General features: G+C 66.7%; 21 protein-coding genes. 10 read left to right on the top strand and 11 right to left on the bottom strand.

Annotated features, from left to right (window positions below):
- Positions 1 to 58 precede the first annotated feature (58 nt).
- From ndhI to H6G16_RS10630, 6 genes are all read left to right on the top strand, one after another.
- Positions 59 to 679: an NAD(P)H-quinone oxidoreductase subunit I gene (ndhI, locus tag H6G16_RS10655; RefSeq protein ID WP_190390302.1), complete on the top strand. Its 621-nt coding sequence runs from the start codon at positions 59 to 61 to the stop codon at positions 677 to 679.
- Complete coding sequence (locus H6G16_RS10650) at positions 679 to 1,281, top strand: NADH-quinone oxidoreductase subunit J (RefSeq protein WP_190390301.1); 603 nt, start codon at positions 679 to 681, stop codon at positions 1,279 to 1,281. The genes ndhI and H6G16_RS10650 overlap by 1 nt, the downstream gene beginning before the upstream one ends.
- Before the next feature lie 72 nt (positions 1,282 to 1,353).
- On the top strand, positions 1,354 to 1,683 hold the full coding sequence (nuoK, locus tag H6G16_RS10645; RefSeq protein ID WP_190390300.1) for an NADH-quinone oxidoreductase subunit NuoK: 330 nt from the start codon (positions 1,354 to 1,356) through the stop codon (positions 1,681 to 1,683).
- A 15-nt stretch (positions 1,684 to 1,698) separates the two neighbouring features.
- Entirely contained in the window at positions 1,699 to 2,634 is a 936-nt protein-coding gene (locus tag H6G16_RS10640) for an NAD(+) kinase (protein ID WP_190390299.1), read from the top strand.
- Between the two features lie 41 nt (positions 2,635 to 2,675).
- A complete protein-coding gene (locus H6G16_RS10635; protein WP_190390298.1) occupies positions 2,676 to 3,245 on the top strand; it encodes a CYTH domain-containing protein in 570 nt (189 codons plus the stop codon).
- A gap of 29 nt (positions 3,246 to 3,274) precedes the next feature.
- Positions 3,275 to 3,442, top strand: a complete 168-nt coding sequence (locus H6G16_RS10630; protein ID WP_190390297.1) for a hypothetical protein — start codon at positions 3,275 to 3,277, stop codon at positions 3,440 to 3,442.
- Here the strand turns inward: H6G16_RS10630 and H6G16_RS10625 are convergent.
- Positions 3,439 to 3,747 (bottom strand): response regulator transcription factor, encoded by a 309-nt coding sequence (locus tag H6G16_RS10625; RefSeq protein ID WP_242036372.1) that lies wholly within the window; start codon positions 3,745 to 3,747, stop codon positions 3,439 to 3,441. The genes H6G16_RS10630 and H6G16_RS10625 overlap by 4 nt on opposite strands.
- 75 nt (positions 3,748 to 3,822) lie before the next feature.
- Here H6G16_RS10625 and H6G16_RS10620 point away from each other — a divergent pair, with 75 nt between their 5' ends.
- Positions 3,823 to 4,716, top strand: a complete 894-nt coding sequence (locus H6G16_RS10620) for a methylenetetrahydrofolate reductase (protein WP_190390296.1) — start codon at positions 3,823 to 3,825, stop codon at positions 4,714 to 4,716.
- On the opposite strand, the gene H6G16_RS10615 is transcribed toward H6G16_RS10620, so the two are convergent.
- The 6 genes from H6G16_RS10615 to H6G16_RS10590 form a co-directional block, all read right to left on the bottom strand.
- Positions 4,713 to 5,894: an NDP-sugar synthase gene (locus H6G16_RS10615; RefSeq protein WP_190390295.1), complete on the bottom strand. Its 1,182-nt coding sequence runs from the start codon at positions 5,892 to 5,894 to the stop codon at positions 4,713 to 4,715. The two genes, H6G16_RS10620 and H6G16_RS10615, sit on opposite strands and share 4 nt — an antisense overlap.
- Before the next feature lie 46 nt (positions 5,895 to 5,940).
- Positions 5,941 to 6,831 (bottom strand): segregation/condensation protein A, encoded by an 891-nt coding sequence (locus H6G16_RS10610; RefSeq protein ID WP_190390294.1) that lies wholly within the window; start codon positions 6,829 to 6,831, stop codon positions 5,941 to 5,943.
- Positions 6,832 to 6,930: 99 nt separating this feature from the next.
- Positions 6,931 to 7,302 (bottom strand): lipopolysaccharide assembly protein LapA domain-containing protein, encoded by a 372-nt coding sequence (locus tag H6G16_RS10605; protein WP_190390293.1) that lies wholly within the window; start codon positions 7,300 to 7,302, stop codon positions 6,931 to 6,933.
- A 128-nt stretch (positions 7,303 to 7,430) separates the two neighbouring features.
- Positions 7,431 to 9,011 (bottom strand): NAD(P)H-quinone oxidoreductase subunit 4, encoded by a 1,581-nt coding sequence (locus H6G16_RS10600; RefSeq protein ID WP_190390292.1) that lies wholly within the window; start codon positions 9,009 to 9,011, stop codon positions 7,431 to 7,433.
- Positions 9,012 to 9,308: 297 nt separating this feature from the next.
- Positions 9,309 to 11,321 (bottom strand): NAD(P)H-quinone oxidoreductase subunit 5, encoded by a 2,013-nt coding sequence (locus H6G16_RS10595; protein WP_190390291.1) that lies wholly within the window; start codon positions 11,319 to 11,321, stop codon positions 9,309 to 9,311.
- A 105-nt stretch (positions 11,322 to 11,426) separates the two neighbouring features.
- The gene (locus H6G16_RS10590) at positions 11,427 to 12,128 is read right to left on the bottom strand and encodes an NnrU family protein (protein ID WP_190390510.1); all 702 of its coding nucleotides are present in this window, start codon (positions 12,126 to 12,128) and stop codon (positions 11,427 to 11,429) included.
- A 140-nt stretch (positions 12,129 to 12,268) separates the two neighbouring features.
- Between H6G16_RS10590 and H6G16_RS10585 the strand changes: the two genes are divergently transcribed.
- Positions 12,269 to 13,249 (top strand): LysR family transcriptional regulator, encoded by a 981-nt coding sequence (locus H6G16_RS10585; protein WP_190390290.1) that lies wholly within the window; start codon positions 12,269 to 12,271, stop codon positions 13,247 to 13,249.
- A 31-nt stretch (positions 13,250 to 13,280) separates the two neighbouring features.
- On the opposite strand, the gene H6G16_RS10580 is transcribed toward H6G16_RS10585, so the two are convergent.
- A complete protein-coding gene (locus H6G16_RS10580) occupies positions 13,281 to 13,919 on the bottom strand; it encodes a DUF3172 domain-containing protein (RefSeq protein WP_190390289.1) in 639 nt (212 codons plus the stop codon).
- A complete protein-coding gene (locus H6G16_RS10575) occupies positions 13,916 to 14,293 on the bottom strand; it encodes an NAD(P)H-quinone oxidoreductase subunit M (RefSeq protein ID WP_190390288.1) in 378 nt (125 codons plus the stop codon). The genes H6G16_RS10580 and H6G16_RS10575 overlap by 4 nt, the downstream gene beginning before the upstream one ends.
- A 104-nt stretch (positions 14,294 to 14,397) precedes the next feature.
- Between H6G16_RS10575 and pds the strand changes: the two genes are divergently transcribed.
- Positions 14,398 to 15,807 carry a 15-cis-phytoene desaturase gene (gene pds, locus H6G16_RS10570; RefSeq protein WP_190390287.1) on the top strand — a complete coding sequence of 470 codons (1,410 nt, stop codon included), beginning with the start codon at positions 14,398 to 14,400 and terminating at the stop codon, positions 15,805 to 15,807.
- Positions 15,808 to 15,812: 5 nt separating this feature from the next.
- Entirely contained in the window at positions 15,813 to 16,721 is a 909-nt protein-coding gene (locus H6G16_RS10565) for a squalene/phytoene synthase family protein (protein ID WP_190390286.1), read from the top strand.
- Here H6G16_RS10565 and H6G16_RS10560 read toward each other — a convergent pair.
- Both H6G16_RS10560 and H6G16_RS10555 read right to left on the bottom strand, forming a co-directional pair.
- Positions 16,663 to 17,670 carry an alpha/beta fold hydrolase gene (locus H6G16_RS10560; RefSeq protein ID WP_242036371.1) on the bottom strand — a complete coding sequence of 336 codons (1,008 nt, stop codon included), beginning with the start codon at positions 17,668 to 17,670 and terminating at the stop codon, positions 16,663 to 16,665. The two genes, H6G16_RS10565 and H6G16_RS10560, sit on opposite strands and share 59 nt — an antisense overlap.
- Before the next feature lie 8 nt (positions 17,671 to 17,678).
- The gene (locus H6G16_RS10555) at positions 17,679 to 18,104 is read right to left on the bottom strand and encodes an RNA-binding protein (RefSeq protein ID WP_190390285.1); all 426 of its coding nucleotides are present in this window, start codon (positions 18,102 to 18,104) and stop codon (positions 17,679 to 17,681) included.
- Positions 18,105 to 18,170 lie beyond the last annotated feature (66 nt).

The following is an 18,170-nucleotide window of genomic DNA, read 5'->3' as shown; positions in this document are numbered from 1 at the left end:
TCCAGACCAGCCATCATGGTCTGACCTGTCCAGCCCGCCTCCCCCCAGAGCCAGCTCCATGTTCGGGTTCCTCAAAAAAGTCGGCGACTACACCCGTGATGCGGTGGGTGCGGCCAATTACCTGACCCAGGGCCTGGCGGTCACCTTTGACCACCTGCGCCGTCGGCCGATCACGGTTCAGTACCCCTACGAGAAGCTGATCCCCTCGGAGCGCTACCGCGGCCGCATCCACTACGAGTTTGACAAGTGCATCGCCTGCGAGGTGTGCGTGCGGGTGTGCCCCATCAACCTGCCGGTGGTGGATTGGGTGATGAACAAGGCCACCAAGAAGAAGGAGCTGCGCAACTACTCGATCGATTTCGGGGTGTGCATCTTCTGCGGCAACTGCGTGGAGTACTGCCCCACCAACTGCCTCTCGATGACCGAGGAATACGAGCTGGCGGCCTTCGATCGCCACAGCCTCAACTACGACAACATCGCCCTGGGTCGCCTGCCCACCAGCGTCACCAGCGATCCTGCGGTGGTGCCCCTGCGGGAGCTGGCCTACCTGCCCAAAGGTGAAATGGACCCCCACGGCGTGCCCGACACCGCCCCCCGGGCCGGCAAACTGCCTGAGCAGGTGCTGGCCACCCTGCCCAAAAGCGAGCCCGCTTCGGCCCAACCCCAGGAGAAGGCCTGATGACCATCGCCTCCACCGCCCAGCTGATCTGTTTCGCGGCCCTCTCCGCCACCCTCGTGTTGGGTGCACTTGGGGTGGTCCTGCTGCCCAACATCGTCTACTCCGCCTTCCTGTTGGGTGGGGTTTTTCTCTCCGTAGCCGGCCTCTACCTGCTGCTCAATGCCAGTTTTGTGGCGGCCGCCCAGGTGCTCGTCTACGTGGGCGCCGTGAACGTGCTGATCCTCTTCGCGATCATGTTGGTCAACAAGAAGGAAACGCTTGCCGCAATCCCGGGGCTGCCCCTGCGGCGTCTGTTGTCCGGGGCCGTCTGCGGCGGGCTGTTCGTGCTGCTGATCCGGGTGGCCTTCACCACCGACTGGGCCCTGCCTGGTCCCTTGCCGGTGGGCGAGGAGGCCACGATTCGGATCGGTGAACACCTCTTCAGCGACTACCTGCTCCCCTTCGAGCTGGCCTCGGTGCTGTTGCTGATGTCGATGATCGGCGCCATCGTGCTGGCTCGCAGGGATGTGCTCAGCAGCGATGTGATCACCGGAGAGTCGGTTGATCAGGGGCTGATCGAGAAATCCCGATCCCCGTTGCTGCTCGACAAGGCACCCCGTTAGGGCCCTGCTCGCTTCGGAACGCCTCAGGTTTTTCCCACGTCACAGTTTTTCCCCGCTCCAACCCCCCGGCCCATGGACATCACCCTCCCCACCACCATCCCCCTTCAGGCCTATCTGGTGCTGGCGGCCGTGTTGTTCTGCACCGGGGTGTGGGGGTTGATCAACAGCCGCAATGCGGTGCGGGTGCTGATGAGCATTGAGCTGATGCTGAATGCGGTGAACATCAACCTGATGGCCTTCTCTGACTACCTCGATGGCCAGCTGATTCGCGGCCAGGTGTTCGCCATCTTTGTGATCACCGTGGCTGCTGCGGAGGCGGCGGTGGGCCTCGCCATCCTCTTGTCCCTCTACCGCAACCGGGAAACGGTCGATATGGAGCGCTTCAACCTGCTGCGCTGGTAGCCCGGCTGTTCTGCGATGCGGCTTGAGAGGGTCTGGCTGATTTCCAGGTCGGGCAGCCAGGCTGCCCATCGCCAGGCCAAGCGCTGTGCCGAAGACCTGGCGGCCCAGGGGGTGCATGTGGTGGTGGCCTCCAGTGGCTTGGCCCGCAACCCCTTTCCTGGCCTGTTGGCCACCGAGCCCCAGTTGCCGGATCTGGCCTTGGTGCTTGGTGGGGATGGCACCGTGCTCGGTGCTGCCCGCCACCTGGCCCCGTTGGATGTGCCGATCCTCAGCTTCAACGTGGGGGGGCATCTTGGCTTTCTCACCCACGACCGCCGGCTGCTCCGCCTCAGCGCCGAGGCCGACAAGGTGGAGGAGGAGAGCCTCTGGGATCGCCTGCGGCAGGATCGCTTTGCCCTGGAGCGCCGCATGATGCTCCAGGCCCACATCGACCGCGGCGATGGGGTGGACCAGGCCGATGGTCCCCACCTGGCCCTGAATGATTTCTATTTCCGTCCTTGCCTCGACGAGGTGTCCCCGACCTGCGTGCTCGAGCTGGAGATTGATGGTGAAGTGGTGGATCAATACCGCGGCGATGGCCTGATCATTGCCACCCCCACCGGCTCCACGGGCTATGCGATGGCGGCCGGCGGTCCGATCCTTCACCCCGGGATCGAGGCGATCGTGGTCAACCCGATCTGTCCGATGAGCCTCTCCAGTCGGGCGGTGGTGGTGCCCCCGCGGGCCCAGCTCTCGGTGTGGCCCCTGGGTGAAACCAGCCGCCGGGTGAAGCTCTGGAAGGACGGTGCCCACGCCACGGTGCTGGAGCCCGGCGATCGGGCGGTGGTGCAGCGCAGCCCCCACCCCGCCCTGCAGGTGCTGCTGGAGCAGAGTCCGTCGTACTACCGCACTCTCACCCACAAGCTTCATTGGGCGGGCAGCCTCACGGCCACCGAGCCCTCCCACAACTGACCCTCTCACAACTGATCCCGCTCCCAACTGACCCGCCCCCCATGGCCCTGGAAATCGAACGGCGTTTTCTGGTGCGAGGCAACGACTGGCGTCGCCACATCCTGTGGGAGGCCTGGCTGGAGCAGGGCTACCTCGTGGCCGCCGCCGATGGGCTCACGGTGCGGGTGCGCCGCGCCAGCGGCGCTGCGCCTGGGGCCTGGCTCACCCTCAAGGCGCGCGCCCCCCAGGCAGCAGGAGGTGCTGGGCCTGAAGGGCTGGTGCGGCAGGAATTCGAATATCCGATTCCGCCGGACGATGCGGGCGCCCTGCTGGCCCTGGCGCCCCAGCAGCTCCGTAAGTGGCGCTACGGCCTCGACCTGCCCGGGGGTGACTGGGTGCTGGATGTGTTTGAAGCAGAGAATGCCCCGCTCGTGGTGGCGGAGGTGGAGTTTGAGCCGGCCTCGCTCCAGCCTGGGGGGGTGCCTGGGGAGGGGCTGGCCCTGGAGCTGCCGCCCTGGTGCGTCCAGGAACTCACCGGGCGCCATGAGCTCAGCAATGCGGCCCTGGCCCGCTGCCCCCTGGCCCACTGGCCGGAGGCCCAACGCCAGGACCTGCTCAAGGCCCTAGGATAAAAACGAAAGAAATTCTGAAGAAGCTTGGCGTGACCGGTCTTTACGACAACCAGGGCATGCTCCGCTTCGCTGGCAGGGATCTGGCCGACTGCCTGGCCTACGCCGAGCTGTTCGGTCTCGGTGCCGAGGGTTACAGCCTCGCCTCCCTGGCCGAGGACACCAGCGTCCCCTTGGAGACCCAGCCGCTGGGCAGCTAGCTGCCAGGCCGTTTGTCGTCGGTAGCTTCGAGGGAGCAGCAGTTGAAGCCATCACGGCAGATCTTGCCGTGATCCATGGCCCAGTTGAGTAGGGCAACCCGGTTTTTGGCGCCCGTCTTGGTGAAGATGTTGCTCACGTGGTTGTCCACGGTTCGCTTGCTGATCGTGAGCGTTTCGGCGATCTCCTGGTTGGTGAGCCCCTGGGCCACCAGTTCAATGATCTCGATTTCCCGTTCCGAGAGGTCATGGCGCACCTGACCCAGGGAGCCTGCCTGTGAAACTCCCGTGGAGCGATCGGAATCCATTGGCCCAGGCCCCAGGCGTCCGCTCACTGTAGGCAGGGCGCTGTCCCATGATGGCCTTCAGAGGAATGGACTGGCTTGCTGCTGCAAAGGGCTCTGGCCAATGGAGAAGCAGCCCTCACCGCCGAGGTGATGCCCCCCCGGGGGGGCGATCCATCCCGCGCCCTGGAAGCCGCCGGGGCCCTGCGGGGCTGGGTCCATGCGGTGAATGTCACCGACGGCAGTCGGGCGGTGATGCGGATGAGCAGCCTGGCCCTGTGCCGGCTGCTCCTGGATGCGGGCATCGAGCCGGTATTGCAGCTGGCCTGCCGGGATCGCAATCGCATTGCGCTGCAGGCTGAGGTGCTAGGGGCCCATGCCCTGGGCCTGCGCAACCTGCTCTGCCTGACTGGCGATCCGGTGCGAGCCGGCGACCAGCCCGGGGCCCGGCCGGTGAATGAGCTGGAGGCCGTGCGGCTGCTGCAGCTGGTGCAGCAGTTCAATGCGGGCCAGGATCCGGTGGAGGGTTCCCTGCCCGATGGGCCGACGGCCCTGTTCGCCGGAGCGGCGGCCGATCCCCAGTCGCCCAGCTGGAGTGGCCTCAAGAGTCGCCTGGCCCGCAAGAAGGAGGCAGGCGCCCGTTTCGTCCAGACCCAGATGGTCAGTGATGCCGAGGCCTTGAAGCGCTTCGTGGGCGAGCTGGCCGGCCCCCTCGACCTGCCGGTGCTGGCGGGGGTGTTTCTGCTCAAGTCGGCCCGCAATGCGGCCTTCATCAACCGGGTGGTGCCGGGAGCCAACATTCCCCAGGCGGTGATCGACCGCTTGGCAGCGGCGGCCGACCCGGCGGCGGAGGGGGAGGCGATTGCGGCCGAACAGGTGGCCTCCTACCTGGAGATCGCCCAGGGGGTGCACCTGATGGCGATCAAGGCCGAGGAACGGATTCCGGCCATCCTGCAGCGGGCAGGCCTGGCACCCCTCAAGCCAGCGGCCTAGCTGGCGTTGCTGAGGGCCAGGTCGGTGCCGAGCAGTTCGGCCATCGCTTTCTGCTGCGGCGACGGGGAGACCACGTCCTGGCGGCGCACATCGGTGATCAGCCAGTCGAGAGCTGCCTCCTGCAGGTCGAAGTGGTCGCCGTTGCGGTCGACGCAATAGCGGCCGAACACCAGCTTTTCCACCAGCCGGACCCCGGCACCGATGCGGGAGTAGTCAAAGATGATCGAGTTGTCGATCGTGGCGCCTTCGCAGATGTGGCAGTTGGGTCCGATCATGGCTGGGCCGATGATCGTGGCTCCGTTCTCAATCCGGGTCATGCCGCCCACATAAATCGGGCCGGTCACCTTGATCTGGTCCCAGTCGGCCGCCACATTCAGGCCGGCGAAGACCCCAGGACGCACCTCCTTGCCGGGGATCTGCACCTGACGCACCTGACCCTGCAGCACGCTGCGAATGGCCTGCCAGTAGTCCGGCACCTTGCCGATGTCCACCCACTCGAATTCCATCGGCAGGGCGTAGAAGGCGGCCCCGGCTTCCACCAGCTTGGGGAACAGGTCGGAACCGATATCGAAGGGCTGGTCACTCGGCACGAAGTCGAGCACCTCCGGCTCGAAGATGTAGATGCCGGTGTTGATCATGTCGCTGGCCGCCTCGTCGACCGCCGGCTTCTCCTGGAAGGAGCGCACCCGGCCGTCGTCATCGGTGACCACCACCCCGTAGCTGCTCACCTGATCCTTGGGCACCCGTTTGGTGATCAGGCTGGCCATGGCTCCCTTGGCCTTGTGGCGGCGTACCGCCTCGCTCAGGTCGAGGTCGATCAGGGCATCGCCGCACAGCACCACGAAGGTGTCGTCGAAGAAGCGCTGGAAGTTCTGGATTTTTTTGAGGCCGCCGGCCGAGCCCAGGGCGTCCCCGATCAGTTCGCCATCCTCAATGCGGCCCTCGAAGCTGTAAGCGATCTCCACGCCGAAACGCTGGCCGTCGCGGAAGTAGTTCTCGATCTCCTCGGCTAGGTGGGAGACATTCACCATGATTTCGGTGAAGCCGTGCTCCCGCAGCAGCTCCAGCAGAAACTCCATCACGGGTTTCTGCAGGATGGGGATCATCGGCTTGGGAATCGTGTGCGTGATGGGCCGCACCCGGGTTCCTTTGCCGGCCGCCAGGATCATCGCCTTCATCGGCGTTTGCTCACGTCGGTCGGAGCCGCCAGCCTAATCGCCCTGATCAGGCGGCCAGCGGCTGGGGCGCCGCCCCGCGGGCTGGCACGAGGGGCAGCTGGCGGGTTTCACCGTCATGGAGCAGGCGCCGCAGCTGCAATGGCCCGAACAGCCCCCCCTGTTGGTCGAGTTCCACCTTGCCCTGGTGGCAGAGGAACAGCAGCGCCCAGAAGACCCCCACCCGGTCGCGGTCCAGGTCGGCGGCGGCGCCTCGGGCCTCCACGTCGGTGGCCCAGGCCTGCACCAGCTCGTTGAAGCCCGCCCAGTCATGGGCGGGATCCCAGCTGAGCAGGAACTGGCTGAGGGCGGCGGTGGTTTCCGGCAGTTTCTCGCGGTGGGCCAGGGCGGCCACCTGTTCGATCGCGGCCCGTTCGCTGTAGCGCTTGGGGCGGTGGCGTGGCCGGGTGCGGCCCTCGTCCGCCTCCAGCCGTTCGGCGATGTCTTCCAGCTGGCGAATCAGCTCGCCCAGGGTGACGGGCCGCTGTAGGGGCGGGGGAGCCACGGGGCGGCGCCAGAGGTGCCGCTCGGGGCGCTGGGGGAGTTCCAAGGCCGGATTCACCAGCCAGCCTTGCCCATCGGCGTCGAAGTCAAAGCCGAAATCCTGGTCGTCGAGGGGTTCCGGCGGGAAGGTGGCCGCCTCCAGCACCTCAGCCTTGAGGCTGACCAGCACCGAGGCCGCCAGGAAGGCCTCACTGGTCTCGGCGAGGTCCTGCTCGTAGCTGCCGCCCCGGCCTGGTCCCGTGGCGGCCACAAGGCGGGGCACCTCAATCCGCTGGCGCAGCTGGTCGAGGAAGCCATCGATCACCGCGATCACGTCCACGTCCCACGGGTCGAGATCACCGCGCTCGGCTGCGTCCTGCAGCAGGCGGATGGCCAGCCTGGCGCCCCCTTCAGCCAATCCCGTTCCGCGCCCCGCTGGATTCCTCTGGCACGCTACCGGTATTGGTCCGCCCGCACCACCTGGCCTGGGGGGGCGCTAGGGATGGGGGGTGGATGGTCAGCTCACCGAAACGGTCATCGCCTCGTCCGCCGAGGTCTGGCCGGCGGCTGGCAGCAGGCCCAGCTGGGCATCCACCGTGGCCCGGTAACGCTGCAGGTCGTTTTCCAATTCCTGGATCCGTACCTGCTGGGCGGCCACCTCGCTCTGGCTCTGCAGGGCTTCCACCTTGCGCACGACCCCGGTCCACACGGCAAACACCCAGGCGGCGGTGGCGCCGATGCCGCCCACCAGGAGCAGCAGGGCCGCCAGGGGCAGGGTGCCGCTCAGGCCTGGCAGGAAATGGACCGTTGTGGGGGCTGTGTTCTCCAGGGTGAACATCACCGTGGCCAGGCCGAAACTGAAGATCAGCAGAAAGTTCAGCTGTTTCATCGCGGGGTCATCCGGGGTCGGGGAGGGGCGGGTGCCGCGGGGCTCCAGAGCGAATCAGGAGCGTACGGAGGGCAGCCCGAGGCCAACCATCCCGCCGGGGATCTGAACAGTTTTGTTACCGCACCTGATCAGACCGGCAGGGCCGGCGCTGAGAGCAGGGGCTGGCGGATCAGGTCGCCGGGCGGCGGTTGGATCACCTTGGCCAGGGCGGTGGTTTCCCGCTGCACCAGGGCCTCGATCGAGGCCCGGTAGGTGTCGGTCATGATCCGGGGATAGAGGCCGATGCCCACGATCGGCACCAGCAGGCAGCTCACCACGTAGATCTCCCGCGGTTCGGCATCCACCAGGTGGGTGTGGGAGGCCAGTTCGGCGTTCTCCTTGCCAAAGAAGATCTCCCGCAGCATCGAGAGCAGGTAGATCGGCGTGAGGATCACGCCCACGGCCGCCAGGGCCGCCATCACGATGCGGAAGCTGAGCGAATAGGCCTCGCTGGTGACGAAGCCGGTGAACACCATCAGTTCGCTCACGAAGCCGCTCATGCCCGGCAGGGCCAGGGAGGCGAGGGAGCAGATGGTCCAGAGGGCGAACATCTTGCGCATCGTCTGCCCCACCCCGCCCATTTCATCGAGCTGCAGGGTGTGGGTGCGGTCGTAGGTGGCCCCCACCAGGAAGAACAGGCTGGCGCCGATCAGGCCATGGCTGACCATCTGCAGCATGGCCCCGCTGGTGCCGAGGGCACTGAAGCTGCCGATGCCGATCAACACGAAGCCCATGTGGCTGATCGAGCTGTAGGCGATCTTGCGCTTGAGGTTGCGCTGGGCAAACGAGGTGAGCGCGGCGTAGATGATGTTCACCACGCCCAGCACCACCAGCAGCGGCGCAAACTGGGCGTGTCCCTCGGGCAGCAGCTGCACGTTGAAGCGCAGCAGGGCGTAGCCGCCCATTTTCAGCAGGATGCCGGCCAGCAGCATGTGCACCGGGGCCGTGGCTTCGCCGTGGGCATCGGGCAACCAGGTGTGCAGCGGCACGATCGGCAGCTTCACCCCAAAGGCAATCAGCAGGCCGGCGTAGGCGAAGAGCTGGAACTTCGTTGAGAAGTCCTTGGCCATCAGGGCCGTGTACTCAAAGGTGGGCGTGCCGCCGCCGTAGAAGGCCATGGCCAGGCCCACCACCAGGATGAACAGGGAGCTCCCAGCTGTGTAGAGGATGAATTTGGTGGCCGCGTACTGGCGCTTCTTGCCGCCCCAGATGGCCAGCAGCAGATACACCGGCAGCAGCTCGAGCTCCCAGGCGAGGAAGAACAGCAGCATGTCCTGCACCGCGAACACCGCGATCTGGCCGCCATCCATGGCCAGCAGCAGGAAGTAGAAGAGCTTCGGCTTGAAGGTCACGGGCCAGGCCGCCAGGGCTGCCAGGGCCGTGATGAAGCTGGTGAGCAGGATCAGCGGCATCGAGAGGCCGTCGGCGCCCACCGACCAGGCCAGCCCCAGGCTGGGCAGCCATTGCACCTGCTCCACCAGCTGCAGCCCTTCCACGGAGGGGTCGTAGCCGTTGAGGTACCCCCCCACCGTCAGCAGGAAGGTGGTCAAGGTGATCCCCAGCGCGTACCAGCGCACCCGCTTGCCGTCGCCGGCATCGGGAATGAAGGGAATGAGTAGGGCGGCGGCGATCGGGAACAGGATCGACGCGCTCAACCAGGGGAAGGGCACGAACCAGGCCTCACCGTTTGGCCGGAGTGTAGAAATTCAGTCCGGCCAGGCACTCTGCTGGTGGGGGATGTCACACAGACCGTTGGGTTCTGGGGGTCTTGCCCTGCGCTGGAGGCCCGCTAGCCGCTCACGCCTCCAGCGCAGGGCAAGACCCCCAGAGCGGGGTGAGGGTTTTGAGGGTTGGGGCCGGGCTTTTGGAAGCTTCAGCTCCGGCTCCCCCCCCTCGCGGGGTGAGGCTCCCTGGACTGAGCGTGCGAGGCCGTGTTGGACGCGTAGCGTCCGCTACGGCCGAACCGCTCAGCCCAGGGAGCCGAACAGGACGACCAGGGCGATCACGCCGCCAAACACAATCAGGGCATAGAACTGGGCCCGGCCGGTTTCGAAGTACTTGAGGCCCTCGCCGCTGCCCAGGGTCACCAGGCCGGTGAGGTTGACCACGCCATCCACCACCTTCGAGTCGACCTCCAGCACCTGGCGGGCCAGCTTGCGGCTGCCCTGCACGAACAGCTTGTCGTTGATGGCATCCAGATACCACTTGTTGGCCAGGAAGGCGTTGAAGGCGGGGAAGCGGGCCGCCACGGCGGTGCCCAGGTCGAGCTTGTGGAGGGCGTAGGCCAGCACGGCCACGCTGATGCCGGCCACGGAGATGGCGACAGAGGCTCCCGCGAGGGGCAGAAACTCACTCCAGCTGAAGTGCTCGGCCACCTCGGCGGCTTCCTGGGGATCCAGCAGGGTGCCGAAGCGGCTGTTCCAGGGGGTGCCCAGCAGGCCCACCAGCACCGAGGGCACCGCCAGCACCACCAGGGGCATGGCCATCTGCCAGCCGGATTCATGGGGATGACTGGCGTGACTGTGGCCGTGGTCGTCGCCGTGGTCATCCGCGGTCTTACCGGCGGCGGCCATCAACTGGGCGGCCATGGCTTTGTCGCCGCCGCGGAACTCCCCTTCAAAGGTGAGGAAGTAGAGCCGGAACATGTAGAAGGCGGTCATGCCGGCGGTGATGAAACCGGCCACCCACAGGATGGGGAACTGGCCGAACGCCACCCCCAGGATTTCGTCCTTGCTCCAGAAGCCCGCCAGGGGCGGGATGCCGCTGATGGCGATGCAGCCGATGAAGAAGGTGGCGCTGGTGATCGGCATGAACTTGCGCAGGCCACCCATCAAGCGCATGTCTTGGGCAAGCACGGGTTCATGGCCCACCACCTCTTCCATGGCGTGGATCACCGACCCCGACCCCAGGAAGAGCATGGCCTTGAAGAAGGCGTGGGTCACCAGGTGGAACATGCCGGCCACTGGGGCGCCGCAGCCCATGGCCAGCATCATGTAACCGAGCTGGCTCACCGTGCTGTAGGCCAGGCCCTTTTTGAGGTCCATCTGGGTGAGGGCAATCGAGGCCCCCAGCACAAGGGTGATGGTGCCCACCACGGCGATCGTGGCCTGCACCGCCGGGAAGGGTTCGTACACCGGCTGCAGCCGGGCCACCAGAAAGACACCCGCCGCCACCATCGTGGCCGCGTGGATCAAGGCGGAGATCGGGGTGGGGCCCTCCATGGCGTCGGGCAGCCACACGTGCAGGGGGAACTGGGCCGATTTGGCCATGGGGCCCATGAACACGAGCAGGCAGAGCAGGATCGCCGCGGCGTTGGAGACGCTGCCGCCGGCCACGGCCTCCTGCAGCCGGGTGCCGATCTCCTCAAAGCCGAAGCTGCCGGTGGCCCAGAACAGCCCCAGGATCCCCAGCAGCAGGCCGAAGTCGCCCACCCGGTTCACCACAAAGGCTTTCTGGGCGGCATTGGCGGCGCCGTCGCGGTCGTACCAGAAGCCCACAAGCAGGTAGGAGCACATGCCCACCAGCTCCCAGAAGACATAGATCTCGAGCAGGTTGGGGCTGATCACCAGGCCCAACATCGAGCTGCTGAACAGGGCCAGGTAGGTGAAAAAGCGCACATAGCCCTTGTCATGGGCCATATAGCCATCGGAATACACCATCACCAGCACGGCGATGGTGGTCACCAGGGACAGCATCACCGCCCCGAGGGCATCCACCCGGAAGCCCATCTGCAGGTTGAAGCTGCCGGCGCTCGCCCAGTTGAACAGCACCTCGGTGGGGCCCGCGCCGGCGAGCTGCTGGGCCAGCACGGCGTAACTGAGCACGGCTGCAGCCCCTACGCAGCTGATCAGCAGCCAGGCGACGGGTTTGCGCAACCGGTTGATGGTGCGGTTGAAGCTGATCAGCCCCAGCCCGGTGATACAGGCTCCGACCAGGGGCAGCACCGGGATCAACCAGGCGAGTTCGGCGGCGGAAGGCATCCGGCGGGGCTCCGTTGGGGCTGGTTGGGGCGAGTTTAGGCAGGGGGGGGAGGGGGATTCCGGCTCCTGTGGTTGAACCCTGGCCGCTCCGGCAGCCTGGGCTGCTCAGCCCAGCCAGTGGCCCAGGGCGGACCGGGAGAAGCTGGTGGCCCCCAGGCCGATGAAGCGGTGGGCCCACCAGAACACCCCCACGGCGATGGCGATGCCGAGTTGGGCGGGTCGTAGGAATTCGGCGAGCACCAGCTGTTGGCGTCCATCCAGCACGGCCCGGAAGGGCAGCACCGAGGTGGTGGCCCGCAGCTCCTCGAAGGCGGCGCCGAAGCGGCGGGCCAGGCGGCGGTCGCCGTTCCACACCGCAAACAGGTGATGGGCGATCAGGCCGATGCAGGTGGCCACCATGAAGCTGCTGCCGATCCAGAGCAGGTGGGTGGCGCACCAGAGCACCTGGCCCACGGCCTGGGGATGGCGGCTGATGCGGATGATCCCGGTGGCATACAGCCGCACCTGGGGTTTGAGCACCGCCGGAATCTCCAGCAGGTTGTAGGTGGCCGGGTAGAGGAACAGGAAGCTGATGGCGGTGCCTCCCCACACCAGCGGCACGATCCAAGGCTGGTCCTGGAGGTTCCAGAGACGAACGCCGTCGTAGCGGTGGGCCAGGAAGTAGCCGATCACCACCACGGCCGAGGGAATGCTGACGGCGGCAAATAGCAGCCGCCAGGCCCGCTCGCCGATCCGCTCCACGCCCCACACCCGCAGGGAGGCGCCGCCGCTGTGGACCACGGCGAAGGCCAGCAGCAGGGCGAGCATCACCCAGCTGCTGTGGTGGGGGGAGCTGGGGGGCAAGGGCCGGATGGGGAGTTGTGAAGCTGTCGATTCTCGCTGCCAGACTTCCCCCCTAGAGTTTTGCCCTCGCCAGCCGGCAGGCCCAGGCCCATCCAGGCAACCCGATGGCAGATCTGCCTTTCACCCTCGATCAGCTGCGCATCCTGCGGGCCATCGCCTCGGAGGGCAGCTTCAAGAAGGCCGCCGACAGCCTCTATGTCACCCAACCGGCGGTGAGCCTGCAGATCCAGAACCTGGAGAAGCAGCTCAGCGTCAGCCTGTTCGATCGGGGCGGGCGCAAGGCCCAGCTCACCGAGGCGGGCCACCTGCTGCTCAGCTACTGCGACCGGATCCTGAGCCAGTGTCAGGAGGCCTGCCGGGCCCTGGAAGACCTGCACAACCTGCGCGGCGGCTCCCTGATCGTGGGCGCCAGTCAGACCACCGGCACCTACCTGATGCCGCGGATGATCGGCCTGTTCCGCCAGAAGTATCCGGAGGTGGCGGTGCAGCTGCAGGTGCACAGCACCCGGCGCACCGGCTGGAGCGTGGCCAATGGCCAGGTGGATCTGGCGATCATCGGTGGGGAGCTGCCCACGGAACTCGGGGAGTTGCTGCAGGTGGTGCCCTACGCCAGCGATGAGCTGGCCCTGGTGCTGCCGGTGAAGCATCCCCTGGCCCGCCTGCCCGAGCTCACCAAGGACGACCTCTACCGGCTGGGCTTTGTCTGCCTGGATGCCCAGTCGACCACGCGCAAGATGGTGGACCAGCTGCTGGCCCGCTCCGGCCTGGATGTGGGCCGCCTCAAGATCGAGATGGAGCTCAACTCCTTTGAGGCGATCAAAAATGCCGTGCAGAGCGGCCTGGGTGCCGCCTTTCTGCCGGTGGTGTCGATCGAGCGGGAGCTCTCGGCCGGCACGTTGCATCGCCCCCAGGTGGCCGATCTGCTGGTGCGCCGCCAGCTGAAGCTGATCACCCACCCCGCCCGCTATTGCTCCCGGGCCGCCGATGCCTTCCGCAAGGAGGTGCTGCCGGTGTTCGCCAGCCCCGACAGCCCCCTGCGTCGGCCGCTCCAGCAGGACTCAGCGGTTGCCGCCACGTCGGGCTGACTCTCCGCCCGCTGCTCAGACGGGCCGGTGCTCAGAACTGGTCGGCTTCGGGGGTGATGCCCACGGTGTCGTCAGCCACGCCTTTGGTGAGGAACTTGTTCTGGCTGATGTCGGTCTGGTAGACGCAGCGCACGATCGGTTTGTCCTTCACCGAGCCGATGTAGGCGAAGGTGTTCATGCGCTGCTTGCACTGGCGCATCTGCTCGGCGGTCACGGCCCCTTCCTTCTGCAGCACGCTCCAGTTCTCCCGTCGGATCACGCAGCCGGCCTTGAGCTCGGGCTGGGTGACGAAGCTGGAGCTGGGGTTCATGGTGGTGTACAGCTCCACGTCCATCACGAAGGCGCTGGCGCCCCACTGGCGGCAGAATTCGGGATCGGGCACGGCCATGTCGAGCTGCTGGCTGCTGGCGATGTTGCCCTGGTCGCCCTGGGTGGTGCTGGAGAGGCCGGTGCCGATGCCGATGCCCACCACCAGCACCCCGGCCAGAATCGCCAGGGTGCCCACGTTGAACTGAAAGGGCCCGCTGCCGCCCGGTCCCGGTCCCCCAGGCCCGCCCTTGCTCCCGCCGGGCCCCGGCCGCGGTTCGGGGCGCCGCCCGCTGCGCCCGTAGGCCTCCTCGGCGTAGCGGTCGTCGCCGTACCGGTCGGGGTTGTAGCGGGAGCGGCTCACAGGCTTTCGGTGCTGCGGGGCAGGCCCATCGAGTAATTGAGCACCCGGGCATCCGGGTTGTAGCGAAGCTCGCCACCCTGGAGCAGCTGGCGGATCAGGCCTTCCAGCTCGGAGCCGATGTGGCGCAGGTTGTATTCGGTCAGGTCGGCCCCGGCGTGGGCAGCCACCAGCTCCCGAAAGCGGTCCTGAACCTTGGTGAGCACTGGGGCGTCCCAGAGGAACTCGTTGTCGGGATCCACATCCATGGTGAGCTGGCTGGGATCGGCCACCAGATCACCGTTCTCGATCCGGGCGGTAAAGATCCGCACGTGACGGGTGGTGGACTTCAGCAGGGTCGCTGCAGGGCGAGGGTCGACAGGGCGAGACTCAGCCATGGTCATGGAATTGGGGGCACCCGATGGCGCAACTCTAGAAACTCCCGGGGCCGCGGAGGTCCGGGGCCCCCTTTAGGGTTGCTTCTGGTTTTCAGATCTGAAGGATGCGGGTCGTCATCGCCGGGGCAGGGCTCGCCGGATTGTCGTGTGCCAAATATCTCTGTGATGCGGGCCACACCCCAGTGGTGGTGGAAGCCCGCGACGTGCTGGGCGGCAAGGTGGCGGCCTGGCAGGACGAAGACGGCGACTGGTACGAGACCGGCCTGCACATCTTCTTCGGCGCCTACCGCAACATGCGCCAGCTGTTCAAGGAGCTGGACATCGAAGACCGTCTGCAGTGGAAGAGCCACTCGATGATCTTCAACCAGAAGGAGACGCCGGGCACCTACAGCCGCTTCGACTTCCCCGATATCCCTGCTCCCTTCAACGGCGTGGCGGCCATTCTGGGCAACAACGACCTGCTCACCTGGCCGGAAAAAATCGCCTTTGGCATTGGTCTGGTGCCCGCCATGCTGCGGGGTCAGCAGTACGTGGAGGAGTGCGACCAATACTCCTGGACGGAATGGCTGCGCATCCACAACATCCCGGAACGGGTGAATGACGAGGTGTTCATCGCCATGGCCAAGGCGCTGAACTTCATCGATCCCGATGAGATCTCCAGCACGGTGGTGCTCACGGCCCTCAATCGCTTTCTGCAGGAGAGCGACGGCTCCAAGATGGCCTTCCTCGATGGCAACCCCCCCCAGCGGCTCTGCCAGCCGATGGTCGATTACATCGAGGCCAGGGGTGGTGAGGTCCACCTCAATGCCCCCCTCCGCCAGATCGAGCTCAACCCAGATGGCAGCGTGAAGGCCTTCCAGATCGGCGGCATCAAGGGCCAGGAGCCCCGCACCCTCACCGCGGATGCCTATGTGAGCGCCATGCCGGTGGATCCCTTCAAGCTGCTGATGCCCGAGCCCTGGAAGGAAATTCCTTACTTCAAGAAGCTCGATGGCCTCAATGGCGTGCCGGTGATCAACATCCACCTCTGGTTTGACCGCAAGCTCACCGAGATCGACCACCTGCTGTTCAGCCGCAGCCCCCTGCTGAGCGTGTATGCCGACATGAGCAACACCTGCAAGGAATACGAGGACCCCGAGCGCTCCATGCTCGAGCTGGTGTTTGCTCCGGCGAAAGACTGGATCGGCCGGCCGGATGAGGAGATCGTGGCGGCCACCATGGAGGAGCTCAAGCGCCTGTTCCCGATGCACTTCACCGGCGACGACCAGGCCAAGCTGCGCAAGTCGATCGTGGTGAAGACGCCCCTGTCGGTCTACAAGACCGTGCCCGGCTGCCAGCAGCTCCGGCCCGACCAGGCTTCGCCGATCCCCAACTTTTTCCTGGCCGGTTGCTACACGATGCAGCGCTACCTGGCCTCGATGGAAGGGGCGGTGCTCAGCGGCAAGCAGTGCGCCCAGGCGATCGCCACCTCCCCCCTGGCCAAGCCGGCTGCCGGGGTCGCGGTGGCGGTCTGAGCGTGGTGGTGTCCGCCGTTCCCAATCTGGAGGAGGCCTACGAAGCCTGCCGCCGTGAGACGGCGGAGTGGGCCAAAACCTTCTACCTGGGCACCTTGCTGATGCCGCCTGCCAAGCGGCGGGCGATCTGGGCGATTTACGTGTGGTGTCGCCGCACCGATGAGCTGATGGACAGCCCGGAGGCGATGGCTCGCCCGGTGGAGGAGCTGGCGGCCCGGTTGGACGCCTGGGAGCAGCGCACGCGCGAGCTCTTCAAGGGCCAGGTGCGTGACGGCCTCGATCGGGTGATGGTGGACACGCTTGAGCGCTACCCCCAGCCCATCCAGCCTTACCTCGACATGATCGAGGGCATGCGGATGGATCTCACCACCAGCCGCTACGCCACGTTTGAGCAGCTGCACCTGTATTGCTACCGGGTGGCCGGCACCGTCGGCCTGATGACCCAGGAGGTGATGGGGGTGGATCCCGCCTACACCTCGGCCCCCTGGAGCGCCCGGCCTGACACCAGTGAGGCTGCCGTGGCCCTCGGGATCGCCAACCAGCTCACCAACATCCTGCGCGACGTGGGCGAGGACCGGGGCCGCGGCCGCATCTATCTGCCCCAGGAGGATCTGGTGCGCTTCGGCTACAGCGAGGCCGAGCTGATGGCCGGCACCCTCAACGACAGCTGGCGGGAGCTGATGCGGTTCCAGCTGGCCCGCGCCCGGGATTGGTTCGCCCGTTCCGAGGCCGGCGTGCGTTGGCTGGCACCCGATGCCCGCTGGCCGGTGTGGGCGTCGCTGCGCCTGTATCGCGGCATCCTCGATGTGATCGAGGAGCTCGACTACGACGTGTTCAACCACCGGGCCTATGTGCCTACGTCCGGCAAGTTTCTGGATCTTCCCCGCTCGTTTGTGATCGCCCAGGCGCGGTGAGCCCGATCCACTGCACCAGGATCGGATTCACCTGCTCTGGGGCCTCATCGTGGGGGCAATGCCCCAGCCCTGGCAGCACCTGCAGCTCCTGGATGCAGGGGTAGAGCTCGGCCCAGCGGCGAGCTTCGGCCGGATCTTCCCAGGGGTCGGCTTCGCCCCAGAGCATCCGCACCGGCACGGGAGGCTGGGCGGCACTGAGGTCGGTGAGCAGCTCTGGGGCGAGGTGGTCGTTGAACAGGTTGACGAAGCCCCGGAAACTTTCGGTGGCACCGGGGTCGGTGCTGGGGCGATGCAACAGCGCCACAAGTTCTGCATCCACGTTGGCGCCGCTGGGGTAGGCCCGGGCCAGCACGCTGCGGATGAAGGCCGGTTGGGCCAGCAGGCGAAACAGGGGTGCGATCACCCACCGCTGGCGCACCAGGGCTTTCACCAGGGGCCGGCTCGCGCGCTCCCAGCCCGGCAGTTCGGCCGCCCGTTTGTCGTCGAGGGTGCGCTGGGCGCAATCGATCAGGATCACCTGGGCGGGTGGGTGCCCTTCGGCTAGCAGCAGCCTGGCGGCGGTGAGGGCCACCATGGCGCCGATCGAGTTGCCCACCAGGTGCAGGCGTGGCGCGCGCCCCCGTGCGGACGGAAGCAGCCGCTCCCGCACCAGATCGGCCACCTGCTGGGCCCACAGGTCGAAGCCGTACGGCACGGCGCCCGGCTGCTCGGGCTCATCGGCCAGCCGGGAGCGCGGTTTGTCGCTGGCGCCGAAGCCCAGCAGATCCACCGCCAGCACATGGGCGTGGAGGCTGAGCGGCGGCAGGTTATGGCGCCAGTGGCCCACCGAGGCGCCGAACCCATGGATCAGCAGCACCTTGGTGGGGTTGGTGGGATCGCCTGCCTCCAGCAGGTGGATCCGTTGCCCCTGCCAGTCCCAATGGCTGGAGATCGGATCCGTTGTCGGCAAGGGTGGCCTCAGACCGCGGCCGTCTGGTTGGCAAGCAGCGACTTGAGCTTGGCCAGTTCGCCGGCCCAGCGGGGATCGGGGGCTTCGCTGTCGACGTTGTCGGCATGCACCACCTTGTTCACGGCCTTGCGGGCGGGGGTGGGGGCGCTGCCATTGCGGCGCTCGGCCGGAGCGGCGGAGCGGCTCTCCTTGCGCTCCGAGATCTCGATCCGCAGGGCGTTGCCGCCGAAGTCCTTGCCGTTGAGCTGCTCGATCACCGTGTCGGCCAGCTTCTGGTCGTCCACGTTGGCGAAGCCGAAACCGCGGCAGGCACCGGTGTCGCGGTCGTTGACGGCCTTGAAGCGCACCCCTTCGCCCACCGCGCTGAACAGAGCCTCAAGCTCCTTGGCATCAAAGGTCTGCGGCAGGTTGCCGACGTAGAGGCGAATGCTCATGGGGAAGGGGAGAAAAAACTTTCTGCAGGCGAGGAGAAGCCTCTCGATGCGCCTTTGCATCAGAAA

The sequence above is a fragment of the Cyanobium sp. FACHB-13342 genome (assembly GCF_014697415.1).
In the GTDB taxonomy this organism is placed as follows: domain Bacteria; phylum Cyanobacteriota; class Cyanobacteriia; order PCC-6307; family Cyanobiaceae; genus Cyanobium_A.
The sequence above is the reverse complement of the archived record's forward strand: the minus strand, read 5'-3'. Positions and strand labels throughout refer to the sequence as shown.